Source organism: Lactobacillus apis (genome assembly GCF_002837055.1).
Lineage (GTDB): Bacteria > Bacillota > Bacilli > Lactobacillales > Lactobacillaceae > Lactobacillus > Lactobacillus apis.
This window is the reverse complement of sequence record NZ_PDKP01000001.1, coordinates 216,799-230,736: the sequence shown is the minus strand read 5'-3', so window position 1 is coordinate 230,736 and position 13,938 is coordinate 216,799. Positions and strand designations below refer to the sequence as shown.

Below are 13,938 nucleotides of genomic sequence, written 5' to 3'. Positions count from 1 at the left end.
TCATGAAAAAAATAATTTGGAAAGATTTTTGGCAGTCAATTAAGCACACCAAAGGACAATTCTTGTCAATTATGGGCTTAATGATGATCGGAGCATTCGCGCTGGTCGGGCTTTTTGTTACTGGGCCTGATATGCGTGATACTGGTAATCACTATGCGCAAGAGCTTAACACTGCTGATTTATCTGTAATGTGTAATTATGGTTTTGACAAAAAAGATACCGAAAAAATCAAGCAAACAAAGGGTCTTGAAGAAGTTGAATTCGGCTATATGACTGACACCGTTTTAAAAAATACCGATGAAAGTTTTCGCGTTTTTTCAAAGCCTAAATCTGTCGGCAAGTACGAAGTGCGCCAAGGTCGCTTACCTAAAAGTAAAAACGAAGTTGCACTTGCTGAGCACTATCATAATCGCTACAAGATTGGTCAAGAAGCCAGTTTTACCGAAAAGAAGAATCTGCTTGGTAGTACCCTTCTAAAAAGAAAGACATTTAAAGTTGTTGGATTTGTCCGCTCAAGTCAAATTCTATCTAATGTTAACTTAGGTCAAAGTAATAGTGGTACTGGCGAACTTAAAGGATATGCTGTTGTTTTGCCAAGTGCTTTTAACCATCAAGTTTACACTGTTGCCAACCTTAGATATCACAATTTACGTAACCTTGATTCATATGGCAAAGTTTATACTGCCCGAGTTAGTGATCACAAAAAGGCACTGCAAAAAACGCTCAAGAAAGATACCGAGCAACGCCAAAAACGAATTTATGCTAGCTTTAATCAAGTAATAAAGCCAAAGGAACAGCAACTTACTAACGCCAAAAATAAAATAGCCGATACTAAAAAGCAACTGTTACTTGCCGAGCAAGAATTAGATGAGCAGAAAAATGCCTTAGCTGCTCAAACTTCGAGTGCTACTACACCGGAAGCAAAAATGCAGCTTCAACAGGCTCAAGCAGAATTATCTGCCAAGGCAAAAGTTTTACAAGCAAAAAAACAAAAAGCATTGACTGCTTCAGCAAGTGCTGAAAAAACAATTGCAAAGAATGAGCTTAAATTAGCTAAGGCAAAAAAGCAGGCCAAAAAGTTATCAGCACCAAGTTATAGTGTTTACAATCGTCGAGAAGTGCCTGGTGGTGAAGGAAATCTTGTCTATACTACGGTCGCAAGAGTTGTCGAAGACTTAGCGAAAGTCTTTCCTATCTTTTTGTACTTTGTAGCTGCTTTAGTCACATTTACCACTATGAATCGTTTTATCGATGAGGAAAGAATCAATTCTGGAACACTGAAAGCATTGGGTTATAGCGACAATGTTGTTATCAGCAAGTTTGTCTTTTACGGTTTTCTTTCAGGAACCATCGGAACAATTATTGGTGTTTATCTTGGCCATACTTTAATGCCACAGATTGTTTACCATGCTTACTATAAGTCTCTGACGATTCCACCAATTGAAGAACACTTTTACTGGCAGATTAGTTTAATTGCTCTTGTTTTATCTTGGATCAGTTCCGTTCTACCCGCTTATTTAACTGCAAAAGCTGAATTCCGTGAAAAACCAGCTGCATTACTTCTACCTAAGCCACCTGCAGCTGGTTCAAAAATACTTCTTGAAAGAATTCCGTTTATTTGGAACCATCTTAGCTTCACCCACAAGGTAACTGCCCGTAACATCTTCCGTTATAAAAAACGAATGTTAATGACAATCTTTGGTGTTTGTGGTGCAGCTACTCTTCTTTTTACAGGTTTTGCAGTAAAGAACTCTATCAGTAATATGAACAATCGTCAGTTTTCAGGATTAATTCATTACAACCTGATAGTGGCTCAAAAATCCCCAATTTCAGCTAATGACCAAGCTACACTCGATGATAAACTAGAAGAAAGTAACATTAAATCCGAACTACCTATCTATTATGAGTCGATGTCAAAAACTGCTGGTAAATCTGGTGACACGCAAGACATTACTTTAATTGCGCCAAAATCAGACCACAAACTTGATCAATATCTTTATTTAAACGATCGTCGCAGTAAAAAGAAGATTACATTAACCAATGATGGTGTTGTCATTTCCGAACGCCTAGCCAGTCTCCTAAACGTTAATAAAGGTGACTATATGACTTTGACTGATAAAGACAATCATCGTCGAAGAATGAAGATTGCTAATATTACTGAAATGTATATGGGCCACTTTGTTCTAATGAACTCAAACCAGTATGAAAAGATTTTTGCTAAAAAGTATTCTACTAACGCTCATCTGGTTAACTTAAAGAACAGTTCTAATAAGAACACCAAAAAAGTAGCTGCAGAGTTTATGAAGCTTAACGGTGTCGCTGGTGTCGTTCAAAACACAGCAATTAGTCAAGAACTAGACGTCGTTGTGCAATCCCTTAACATGATAATGGTTGTTTTAATCATTGTTGCTGGTTTGCTGGCAATTGTTATTTTGTACAATTTGACTAATATCAACATCGCAGAACGAATTCGCGAACTATCTACCATCAAGGTATTAGGCTTTTACAACAATGAGGTCACAATGTACATCTACCGCGAAACAATTTTGTTAACGGGTATTGGCATTCTAGTAGGATATTTGACCGGTGATTTGCTTTATCGCTACATCCTGTATGTTGTTCCACCTGATAATGTCATGTTCAATCCAGCTCTTTCTGCCTCAAGCTTCTTGTGGCCATTAGGTGTAATTGGATTAATTACAATTATTTTAGGATTTATCGTCAACAAAAAGTTAAGAGATTTAGATATGCTAGAAGCATTGAAATCCGTTGATTAATATCCTTTGAATAGTAAAAAAGTCGAGCTATTATGCTCGGCTTTTTTCAATAGTTTTTTGTAGTCAAATTAAAACCACTTTATTTAGGTGAAAACATCGTTACAAATAACTAATGCTCATACAGAATAAAAAAGGATAGTCGACTGAATTTCGACTATCCTTTTTGCGTTAAATTTTAGCTTTTCCTAGTAAAACAGAACTTATTACAACTGATAATGAGCTAAAGGCCATTGCAAGACCAGCTATTTCAGGGCTAAGAGTAAAACCAATTCCTGCAAATAACCCCGTAGCAATTGGAATTCCTAAAATGTTGTAAATAAATGCCCAAAACAGATTCAACTTAATTCGTTTAAAAGTTTTTTTACTCAATTTAAGTGCACGAACAACATCTTCTAAGTCATTTTTGATTAGAACAATTCCGCCTGCATCAATCGCAACATCAGTTCCAGAACCCATTGCTATCCCAACATCTGCTTGTGTTAATGCTGGAGCATCATTAATACCATCGCCAACAAATGCAACCTTGTAGTTATGTTGCAACTTTTTAATTTCGTCAGCTTTATCTATCGGTAAAACTTCTGCAATTACTTGATCTATTCCTACTTGTTTAGCAACTGAATCTGCAACTTGCCTATTATCACCGGTAAGCATAACTGTTTTTAAGCCTTCCGCTTTTAAGTCGGAAATCGCCTTAGCAGCTGTTTCCTTTGGAGCATCTTGAATTGCAATCAAACCGATAACCTTATCATCCATAGCAACAATAACAACGGTCTTTGCTTCTTTTTGCAACTTAGTTATCGCATCAGACATTTTGGTTTCAACAGTATATTGGTCAATTTCGGGTTTACCGACAAAAACAGTTTTCCCATCGATTATCCCCTTAATTCCGTGTCCTTCAATCGCCTTGAAATCAGTTACATCTTTCATCTCAACATTTTCAGTTTGAGCAGCAGTTAGAATTGCTGGTGCAAGTGGATGCTCTGATAATTTTTCTAGGCTTGCAGCTACTTGTAATACTACTAATTTATTCCCAATGACGTCTGTTACTTGCGGTTTTCCTTTAGTAATTGTGCCAGTTTTATCAAAAACTATTGCAGTTAAATTATTAGCAGCTTCAAGAATTTCACCATTTTTAATCAAGATTCCTTTTTTAGCGCCCAAACCTGTTCCGACCATTAAAGCGGTTGGCGTTGCTAATCCTAAAGCACAGGGACAAGCAATTACCATTACGGAAACTGCGTAGTTAAGAGCTGTTGGTACGCTCTTATTTAAAAAGACAAACCAAACTAGAAATGTGATAATAGCAATAATTAAAACAGTTGGAACAAAAACGTTAGCAACTTTATCGGTTAGTTTTTGAATCGGTGCATGGCTATTCTGTGCTTTCTTTACAATTTCAATAATTTGGGCAAGCATTGTGTCATTGCCAACTTTTTCGGCTTCAATGACAAAAGATCCATTTTGATTAATTGTTGAACCAATTACTTGATCTCCAGCTTTTTTGGCAACAGGCATGCTTTCTCCAGTAACCATTGATTCATCAATATTTGAAGTTCCAGAAACTATTCTTCCATCGACAGGTACTTTTTGTCCCGGTAAAACTTGTATTAAATCACCTTTTACAACCTGACTTATCGGAACCTTCACAAACTCAGTTCCGCGTTTTACCAAGGCCTCTTTTGCCCCTAGGTTAACCAGTTTACTAATTGCACTCGAGGCATTACTACGCATTTTTGCTTCCAGGACTTGCCCTAAAAGAACAAACGTAATTACAAACGCTGCTGTCTCAAAAAAGACTGGCCTTCCCGTGAACATGGCATAAATGCTGTAAAGGTAAGTGATCATTGTTCCCAGTGCAACAAGGGTATCCATGTTGGAATGGTGCTTTAAGAATGCTGACCAGGCGCTAGAAACGAATGGACCCGCAGAAATCAACATAATAACTGTCGTAAACGCCAGCATTGTCCAATTACCACCTGGTAACATCCAGCCTGTAAACGGATGGATTATCATCTCAACAAGCATTGGCAAGGAGAGTACTAATGAGATCCAAAAACGTGTCGTTATCTTCATATACTGATTCCTTTTCCTACTTACTTAACGATTACCTTGCCATGAAACATATTCATACTGCATTCCCAGTCATATTCACCTGCTTTAGATGTGTCAATCTTGACTTGCTCGACTTGACCTTTTGGCAATTCCTGATTAATTCCCAAGTCAGAGAAAATGACATGATCTAAGCAGCTTGAAGAATCTAATCGCTTAAAATTCAAAGTTGCAGGAACGCCCTTTTTTAGGACAACTTTTTCAGGTGAATAGCCACCCTTTACTTGAATGTTAACCGTTTGATTAGTAGAATTCACTTTTGCTTGCTCAACACTTGCATCATGTTTACCTAAGAACCACCAAGCAATAAAAGCAATAGCAATAATTCCTACAATTAATGTAATAACTTTCATAATTAACTCCCCTTCAACTTATTTTTTTGTTTTATTCTTTTTAACGTCTACATTTGTAAATTATAATTAATTTACCACTTAGATTTACGTTTGTAAACATAAACGAATTAAAAAAACCACTAACTCTCGTTAATGGCTGTTTGCGATTTTTACTTTGTCTATCTGACTTATCGATCCTCCAAAATCGATAAAATCGACTCGTGCGTAAAAATTATGTCGCATACGGACTATCAAATTGCGCATAAGTAGCAGGTTAAGCATTATTAGCATTTGATACGCTTTTTTTACTCCATTGCTTTCTAGCGTGAAGCTACTCAACTATTCAGTGATCAACTTGTTTAAATAAAACTTTTGTCTTTCATTTCATTTTCTATCCCATCTTTTAGACTTGGTCAAAAAACCGCAGATCATCAGTCTATGAGGATCTGTAATATCTTTCAAGAAATACCTGCTTACTTCAGTGGTTCTTTAGAAAATCTTTTTAGAAAACATGCGTTATCCTTACCTTCGCTATTGCTTGTATATTTTATATTTGCTGCTTAATCATAATAAAAGCTAATAACACTTAGTATATTTTTTAAAGAAATGCATTAATTCTACCTTGACCAGCTCTCCAATCACTAGTAAAGTAAAATCAATTTATAATTTATCTATAGTTAAACAAGGAGCGTGCAGTAAATGTCAAATTGGTCAACAAAATTTGTAAAAGAAGGATTAACTTTTGATGACGTCTTATTAATTCCGGCTGAAAGTCATGTATTACCCAATGAAGTTAATTTACATACAGAATTAGCACCAAATCTTAAACTTAAAATTCCACTAATTAGTGCTGGTATGGATACAGTTACTGAGGGTGCAATGGCAATTGCAATGGCACTTCAAGGTGGATTAGGTGTTATTCATAAGAACATGTCAATCAACGCACAAGCTGGCGAAGTCGCAAACGTAAAAAATGTTATTGTACCAAGTGACGTTTCTAAAGCAGCCGTTGACGAGAACAATCGTTTATTGGTTGCAGCTGCAATTGGCGTAACTAGTGATACGTTTGAACGTGCTGAAGCACTACTCGAAAACGGCGCTGATGCAATCGTTATTGATACTGCACATGGACATTCCGCAGGTGTATTACGTAAAATTAAAGAAATTCGTGATCATTTCCCAAATGTTACTTTAATTGCAGGTAATATTGCCACTGGTGATGCGGCAAGAGCACTTTTTGATGCTGGCGTCGATGTCGTAAAAGTTGGTATTGGACCTGGATCAATTTGTACAACGAGAGTTGTCGCTGGAGTTGGAGTTCCCCAAATAACTGCAATTTACGATGCCGCAACAGCCGCTCGTGAATATCACAAGCCAATTATTGCCGATGGTGGAATGAAATACTCCGGTGATATTGTAAAAGCCCTCGCTGCTGGTGGTAATGCTGTAATGCTAGGAAGCATGCTTTCTGGTACAACTGAAGCTCCTGGAGAAATTTTTGAAAGTGATGGCGAAAAATACAAGACCTACCGTGGAATGGGTTCTGTAGGAGCAATGGCACAAGCACATGGCTCATCTGACCGTTACTTCCAAGGTGGCGTAAATGAAGCTAATAAACTTGTTCCAGAAGGTGTAGAAGCACGCGTTGAATATAAAGGTGATGTTTCGGATATCATTTTCCAAATTATTGGTGGTTTACGTTCCGGAATGGGATACGTTGGCGCATCAACTATTTCTGAATTAATTGAAAATGCTCAATTTGTAAAAATTACTAATGCTGGTTTGAGAGAATCACATCCACATGATGTTCAGATCACTAAAAAAGCACCTAATTACGAAAGATAAATTTTAAATATCAAGTTCAAAAAAGGCTAGTTACATAAACGTAACTAGCCTTTTTATTTCTCAGATAATATTTGATTTAATTTAAGCAGATTTTGTATCAGCTCTTTTTTTACTTCAGAACCCAAAATTTTCTCAGTTTCTTTCTCAGAAGAAACAAAATATGAGGTTATTTCAGGTTCCATTTTTCGAGCCTTATCTGTCAACTGGATTACCTTTAAACGCGTATCCTTATGATTAACTTCCTTTGTAATCAAATCTTTTTGCTCCATCAAATGCAAAATATTAGTTGCAGTCGACTTTCTGATATTGAACTCATGCTCAATATCCTTTTGATAAATATAGTGTTCTCCAGAAAAGGATGCTAAATATTCAATAATTAGCATTTGCATTCCTGTCAGACCTAATTGTCTAGCAAAATGATCTACATTACGGTTAAAAGTGTTTTGGGCGCGTTGTAGAGTCAAACCCAGTCTTTCCATTAATTATTCTCCTGCTTTAACAGCCTTTGTAGCTTTATAAAGCAAGTATACACCAATAGCAACTAAAATCAGCAAAAAGATTAAGCCAATTTGAGCAGCATCAACCAGTCGTCCAGCTGCAGTTGTTCTAGTACTCATTTGTTGAACAAATTGCATAATTGCTGAAACAATTGAAGTACCTACTGCACCAGCAAATTGCTGCGCCATATTGAATAATCCATTACCATCAGTATGTTCTTTTTCAGTTAAAACATTTAGAGAAGCTGTCATGATATTGCCCATGATTAAACCAGTTCCAAGCATTGTCACTGTGTAAAACAGGATAATTTCAAGTGAGCTAAAGTTAGAAGCAAAAGCACAGAATAATGCACCGCCAATAAACTCTAGAATCGCACCAGTCATTACTGGTTTTCTGGCACCGTAGTTATCAAGCAAACGTCCACCAACAGGAGATGCAATCGCACCTACAATTCCACCAGTCAAAAGTAAAAGACCAGCTGTCATAGCTGTTTGCTTGTTAGCAATTTGAACATAGTTTGGCAGAATAAATGATAAACCTAACGTGTTAATTTGAAATACAAAGTATGCACTCAAGCCTTGAGTAAACTTGTTTTTCTTAAATACTCGAATATCGATCAATGGATTTTCCACTTTTAAAGAGTGCTTAATAAAAATGATCAATCCGATAATTCCGATTACTAATGGAATAATAAACGTAAGAGGCTTTTGCATAACCGTTGCTAAATTACTAAAAGCAAAAATCAAAGCAATAAAAGTTACTGCAATACTTAAAAAGCCAACAAAATCTAATTTAGTGTGCTCAATCTTTTCTGAGTCTTTAGTAATTGAGCAAAGACCCATAACTAATGAAATAATCATTACTGGAAGCATGAAGATGAAGATGTAGCGCCACCCCATCGTATTCACAACTAAACCACCAAAAGTTGGTCCAAGTGCTGGGGCAACTGCAGTAATCATTGTTCCAATTCCCATTAATAAACCAATTTTGTCTAATGGGGATTTTTCTAAAATAATGTTAAACATCAGTGGAATTGCAATTCCAGCTGCTGCTCCCTGAACAATTCTTCCTATTACTAAGAACATAAAATTCTTAGCAACTACATCAATTAAAAGACCAACAATAAACAAAACTGAAGCTGTAATAAACAGTGCACGTGAACTAAAATTACGTTTTAAATATGCTGAAAGTGGCATAACAATTGATGCAACCAATAAGTAACCAGTTGTCATCCATTGAACCATCGACATATTAACGTTAAATTCGCTCATTAGGACTGGAAAGGTAACATTTCCTGCCGTTTCAATCAAAACCCCCGAAAATGACATCAATCCTGCTGCAAAGATTGAACAAATCAATCTCGCATCTAATTTCCTTTGCATAAAATTCCTCCTTCAATTTTAGTTAGCAAGCTAACGATTTACTATCGTAACCTAAAAAAATTTAAAAAGCAATTAATAACGTTTTCAAAACAAAAACCCATCTAAAAAGATGGGTTTTATTTAATCATTTTTTAACTTAATAGCAAAATTAAGCATTAATAACGTACTTTTCCCAGTACTTCCATACGTTGTCACTGGAGAAGCGCTTTGCACTTTCGTATGCACCTTCATTTAACTGCTTCATTAGTTCAGGATTAGCAAAGTAATCTTCAATTTTAACAGCCAAATCGTTAACATTGCCATTGGGGACAAGAAAACCATTTTTACCATTTTGAACTAAATCAGAAGGGCCATAGTTAATGTTATAAGAAATAGCTGGAACTCCATGCGATTGCGCTTCTAAAATTGCTAACGAAAATCCCTCAAATGTTGAAGTTAACAATAAGAGTTCCGCACTGTTGTAAACACTATCTGTATCCTGTGTATACCCCTTGAACTCAACTACATTTTCTAAATCGAGATCTTTAACAAGCTGTTTTAGCATTTTTTCTTCTTTATAGCCATCCCCTCCATTACCGTAGCCATAGATGTCAAAGCTTAATGTCGAATTTTTCTTATATGCTTTGGCAAACGCGTTGATTGCATCAGCTAAACGCTTTTCGGGAAAAAGTCGTGCTATTGCTACAATTTTACCTGGAATACGTTCACTTATTGGAATATGTCGAGCATTCAACTGTTCATCAGGAACGATTCCAACTGGGATTGCCACAACTGGTACTTGAGTCCGTAATCGTTTCTTCATATCATCAGCTTGACGTTGAGACGGAGTGATAACTATGTCAGTTTTGCTTAACAAATCGTTGTTGGAAATAGACGAATAAGATAATGGGGAACTTGGATCCCAGTAATTTCGATAATGAATACTGTGAAAATGTTCAATTTTTCGAGCTGGAGTTTTCATATTAATCATTGGAACATTTGTACGATTGCTTCGGTCAGAAATAAAGGTCGACATTTCTTCTCCGTCTTGTTTATTTAACTCGTCAAGCATAATTGTAAATGCCTGCCCACTATTCATCAATGAATGCACCTTACCATGCGTATCGGTTAGTTGAATATTCGTCGCAGGATATACTTTGGGTTTTCTCTCATATGAAATTTCACAAAAAATTGTGTTATTGGGACGAAAAAGCTGTTCATAGATAAGGTGTCCATCAGCAGTGTCATAGATTTGAGCCATGCTCTTGAAGCCACGTGTATCATAAAAGTCTTGTTTTGTGTGGCTACCGTCAGCATTAAAGTAGTCAATCGTATCAATACTGCCATTAGAAAATAAACTAATTCGCATAGTTTTACGATTACCATCATAAACTTCATAACCATTGTTTATTTCTTTTATTTGATAGTCATCTGGAATCGGCAGATCAGAAACAGTTGCCACTTTTGCAGGAAACGATACTGTACCTGCAAAAAAGTCAAATGGATTAACGTAATCGTCATCATCTAATCCATATAACGGCAAATTTCTGTGTGCAAAACGATTGTACTCACGCATTGCTAATTTAGCAGGCACACCTTTTTGCTTGAATAATTTTAATCTCTTAATTTGTGCATGTTCAATGCCAGAACTATTAGCAGCCAATTTACCACTTAAAAAATAATACATAAGTTTAACCTCTTACTTTGTTAAATTACAATTAACACTTTTCTATTTTTATAATTTAATCACCATGATTGACCTAAGCATTAATAACATACTTTTCCCAATATTTCCAAACATTATCACCGGAAAAGCGTTGAGCATTTTCATATGCACCATCATTTAATTGCTCCATTAGTTTTGGATTGGCAAAGTACTTCTCAATTTTTGTAGCCATATCGTCAACATGACCACTTGGAACAATAATGCCGCTCTTACCATCCTGAATTAAATCTGAAGGACCATAGTTAATATCATATGAAATGACCGGAACTCCGTGCGACTGTGCTTCAACAATTGCAAGAGGAGCTCCTTCATAACGTGATGACAATATCAAAAGCTCTGCTGTATTGTATACACTATCCATATCCTGTATATAGCCTTTAAATTTAACTACATTTTCCAAATTAAGATTTTTAACAAGCTGCTTTAGCATATTTTCTTCCTTGAAGCCATCAGCACCATTTCCATAACCATAAATGTCAAAGCTTAGTGTCGAATTTTCTTGATATGCTTTTGCGAAAGCATTAATCGCATCATCTAAACGTTTTTCAGGGAAAAGTCGAGCTATTGCTATTATTTTGCCAGGTACACGTTCACTTATTGGAATATGTCGAGCATTCAGCTGTTCATCAGGAACAACTCCCACTGGAATTGCAACAATTGGTACTCGAGACCGCAGCCGTTTCTTCATATCATCAGCTTGATGCTGCGATGGCGTAATAATTAAATCAGTCTTGTTCAATAACTCGGGACTAGAAATAGATGGATAGGTCAAAGACGAACTAGGATCCCAGTAGTCTCGAAAGTGAATGCTATGAAAATGTTCAATTTTTCGAGCTGGAGTTTTCATGTTAATCATTGGAACATTTACCAAATTACTCCGATCAGAAATAAAGGTCGATATTTCGTCACCGTCCTGCTCATTTAATTCGTCAAGCATAATTGTGAATGCTAGACCCGTATTCATTAGTGAGTGTACCCTACCTTGCGTGTCAATTAACTGAATATTTGTTGCGGGATAATAATTTGGTCGCTTTTCATAAGAAATTTCAAAATAGACTGTATTATTTGGGCGATAGAATTGTTCATACACAAGATGCCCGTCAGCTGTATCATAAGTTTTGGTTGAGCTCTTAAAGCCACGCGTATCATAAAAATCTTGCTTAGTAAGATTAACGTCACCATTAAAGTAATCAACCGTATCAACACTACCATTAGGAAACAAACTAATTCGCATGGTTTTACGATTACCATCATAAACTTCATAACCGATATCTATATCTTTTACTTGATAACCGACTGGAATCGGTAAGTCAGAAATACTTATTACTCTTTCTGGAAACGTCACTGTGCCAGCAAAAAAGTCAAACATATTAACATAATCATCATCAGTTAACTCGTATAATGGTAAGTTCCTATGCGCGAAGCGATTGTATTCACACATGACAATTTTAGCAGGTACCCCTTTTTGCTTGAATAACTTTAATCGCTTAACTTGTGCATGCTCAATGCCAGAGTTACTAACACTTAATCCACCATTTAAAAAATAATACATCTCTTAATACCTTACCTTGCTATATTATAATGTGTACTTTAAATCTATCACACTTACTTTACGATACTGTCTGTTTCCAACAAAACATTAATAATGAAATAAGCCCCGAAAGTCTGCTAACTTCGGAGCTTATTTCGTGTAAGATACGTTTTGCCGCTTCATTTCATAACTAATTAAGAAAAATCAGCATTGATTACATACTTTTCCCAGTCTTTCCAAATGCTATCACCAGAGAAGCGTTGTGCATTTTGGTATGCACCTTCATTTAACTGATTCATCAACTTTGGATTAGCAAAGTACTGTTCAATTTTGGCAGCCAAGTCATCAACATGTCCGCTAGGAACAATAAAGCCACCCTGACCATCTTGAATCAAATCTGCCGGACCATAGTTAATGTCATAAGCAATAACTGGTACGCCATGCGATTGTGCCTCAACAATTGCAAGAGGCGCTCCTTCATAACGTGACGATAAGACTAAAAGCTCTGCCGTATTGTAAACAGTTTCCATATCTTGGGTGTAGCCCTTAAACTGAACCACATTTTCTAAATCAAGATTTTTAACAAGCTGCCTTAGCATTTTTTCTTCCTTAAGACCATCGCGTCCGTTACCATAACCATAGATATCAAAGCTTAGAGTCGGGTTTTCTCTATATGCTTTAGCAAATGCATTAATCGCATCATCTAGACGCTTCTCATAGAATAGGCGTGCCACTGCTACAATTTTGCCTGGCGTACGTTCGCTCATTGGAATATGTCTGGTATTCAACTGCTTATCAGGAACGATTCCAACTGGAATTGACACAATTGGTACTTGCGTACGTAAACGTTTCTTCATATCATCAGCTTGACGTTGAGATGGTGTTATAACCAAGTCAGTCTTGCTTAATAACTCATTATTAGAAATTGATGGATATGTTATAGGAGAACTTGAATCCCAAAAATCTCTGAAATGAATATTATGAAAATGTTCAATTTTCCGAGCTGGAGTTTTCATGTTAATCATCGGAACATTCGAACAATCACTTCTGTCAGAAATAAAGGTCGAAATCTCGTCACCATCTTGCTCATTTAATTCATCCAACATAATTGTGAACGCCTGTCCACTGTTCATCAGTGAGTGCACCATACCGTGCGTATCAGTCAATTGAATATTTGTTGCCGGATAGGAATTGGGTCTTTTTTCATAAGAAGTCTCGTAATAAATGGTATTATCAGGACGATAAAACTGCTCATAAATAAGGTGACCATCTGCCGTATCATAAATTTGAGTCATACTCTTGAAACCGCGAGTATCATAAAATTCTTGTTTTGTATGATTGCCATCGCCATTAAAGTAATCAATCGTATCAACACTGCCATTAGGAAAAACAGTAATTAGCATAGTTTTACGATTGCCATTATAAACTTCATAACCGTTATCTACTTCTTTTATTTGATACTCATTTGGAATTGATAAATCAGAAATAGTTGCCACTTTCGCCGGAAAAGTTACTGTGCCAGCAAAAAAGTCAAACATGTTAACATAATCATCATCAGTCATTTCATACAATGGTAAATTTCGGTGAGCAAGACGATTATATTCACACATGACTATCTTAGCAGGTACACCCTTTTGCTTAAATAATTTTAGTCGTTTAACTTCTGCATGCTCAATACCAGAGCTATTAGCATCTAATCTGTTATTTAGAAAATAATACATCATTTACTCCCTTACCTTGTTATATTGTAATTCGCACT

9 protein-coding genes are annotated in these 13,938 nt (G+C 36.2%); 2 read left to right on the top strand and 7 right to left on the bottom strand.

Annotation, left to right across the window (positions count from 1 at the left end; translation table 11 throughout):
• Positions 1 to 2: 2 nt before the first annotated feature.
• Positions 3 to 2,777 carry an FtsX-like permease family protein gene (locus CRG87_RS01195; protein ID WP_083213188.1) on the top strand — a complete coding sequence of 925 codons (2,775 nt, stop codon included), beginning with the start codon at positions 3 to 5 and terminating at the stop codon, positions 2,775 to 2,777.
• A 168-nt stretch (positions 2,778 to 2,945) separates the two neighbouring features.
• Here CRG87_RS01195 and CRG87_RS01190 read toward each other — a convergent pair whose 3' ends face one another.
• The gene (locus tag CRG87_RS01190) at positions 2,946 to 4,850 is read right to left on the bottom strand and encodes a copper-translocating P-type ATPase (RefSeq protein ID WP_074425528.1); all 1,905 of its coding nucleotides are present in this window, start codon (positions 4,848 to 4,850) and stop codon (positions 2,946 to 2,948) included.
• A gap of 20 nt (positions 4,851 to 4,870) precedes the next feature.
• A complete protein-coding gene (locus CRG87_RS01185; RefSeq protein ID WP_074425529.1) occupies positions 4,871 to 5,239 on the bottom strand; it encodes a cupredoxin domain-containing protein in 369 nt (122 codons plus the stop codon).
• 678 nt (positions 5,240 to 5,917) lie between these two features.
• Here CRG87_RS01185 and guaB point away from each other — a divergent pair.
• Positions 5,918 to 7,063, top strand: a complete 1,146-nt coding sequence (gene guaB / locus CRG87_RS01180; protein ID WP_074425530.1) for an IMP dehydrogenase — start codon at positions 5,918 to 5,920, stop codon at positions 7,061 to 7,063.
• 53 nt (positions 7,064 to 7,116) lie between these two features.
• On the opposite strand, the gene CRG87_RS01175 is transcribed toward guaB, so the two are convergent.
• The 5 genes from CRG87_RS01175 to CRG87_RS01155 all read right to left on the bottom strand — a co-directional run bounded on the left by CRG87_RS01175 (position 7,117) and on the right by CRG87_RS01155 (position 13,903).
• Positions 7,117 to 7,542 carry a MarR family winged helix-turn-helix transcriptional regulator gene (locus CRG87_RS01175; RefSeq protein WP_046306563.1) on the bottom strand — a complete coding sequence of 142 codons (426 nt, stop codon included), beginning with the start codon at positions 7,540 to 7,542 and terminating at the stop codon, positions 7,117 to 7,119.
• 3 nt (positions 7,543 to 7,545) lie between these two features.
• The gene (locus tag CRG87_RS01170) at positions 7,546 to 8,943 is read right to left on the bottom strand and encodes a DHA2 family efflux MFS transporter permease subunit (RefSeq protein ID WP_074425531.1); all 1,398 of its coding nucleotides are present in this window, start codon (positions 8,941 to 8,943) and stop codon (positions 7,546 to 7,548) included.
• Between the two features lie 148 nt (positions 8,944 to 9,091).
• Positions 9,092 to 10,609 carry a glycosyltransferase gene (locus CRG87_RS01165; RefSeq protein ID WP_074425532.1) on the bottom strand — a complete coding sequence of 506 codons (1,518 nt, stop codon included), beginning with the start codon at positions 10,607 to 10,609 and terminating at the stop codon, positions 9,092 to 9,094.
• A 73-nt stretch (positions 10,610 to 10,682) separates the two neighbouring features.
• A complete protein-coding gene (gene asp1, locus CRG87_RS01160; protein WP_074425533.1) occupies positions 10,683 to 12,200 on the bottom strand; it encodes an accessory Sec system glycosyltransferase Asp1 in 1,518 nt (505 codons plus the stop codon).
• 173 nt (positions 12,201 to 12,373) lie between these two features.
• Positions 12,374 to 13,903 carry a glycosyltransferase gene (locus tag CRG87_RS01155; protein ID WP_083213189.1) on the bottom strand — a complete coding sequence of 510 codons (1,530 nt, stop codon included), beginning with the start codon at positions 13,901 to 13,903 and terminating at the stop codon, positions 12,374 to 12,376.
• Between the last annotated feature and the right edge of the window lie 35 nt (positions 13,904 to 13,938).

What these genes read in the sequence shown, in the direction of transcription:
- CRG87_RS01185 (WP_074425529.1), bottom strand. Translation starts at nt 5,239, where the DNA reads ATGAAAGTTATTACATTAATTGTAGGAATTATTGCTATTGCTTTTATT.
- CRG87_RS01170 (WP_074425531.1), bottom strand. Translation starts at nt 8,943, where the DNA reads ATGCAAAGGAAATTAGATGCGAGATTGATTTGTTCAATCTTTGCAGCA.
- asp1 (WP_074425533.1), bottom strand. Translation starts at nt 12,200, where the DNA reads ATGTATTATTTTTTAAATGGTGGATTAAGTGTTAGTAACTCTGGCATT.
- guaB (WP_074425530.1), top strand. Translation starts at nt 5,918, where the DNA reads ATGTCAAATTGGTCAACAAAATTTGTAAAAGAAGGATTAACTTTTGAT.
- CRG87_RS01175 (WP_046306563.1), bottom strand. Translation starts at nt 7,542, where the DNA reads ATGGAAAGACTGGGTTTGACTCTACAACGCGCCCAAAACACTTTTAAC.
- CRG87_RS01155 (WP_083213189.1), bottom strand. Translation starts at nt 13,903, where the DNA reads ATGATGTATTATTTTCTAAATAACAGATTAGATGCTAATAGCTCTGGT.
- CRG87_RS01165 (WP_074425532.1), bottom strand. Translation starts at nt 10,609, where the DNA reads ATGTATTATTTTTTAAGTGGTAAATTGGCTGCTAATAGTTCTGGCATT.
- CRG87_RS01190 (WP_074425528.1), bottom strand. Translation starts at nt 4,850, where the DNA reads ATGAAGATAACGACACGTTTTTGGATCTCATTAGTACTCTCCTTGCCA.
- CRG87_RS01195 (WP_083213188.1), top strand. Translation starts at nt 3, where the DNA reads ATGAAAAAAATAATTTGGAAAGATTTTTGGCAGTCAATTAAGCACACC.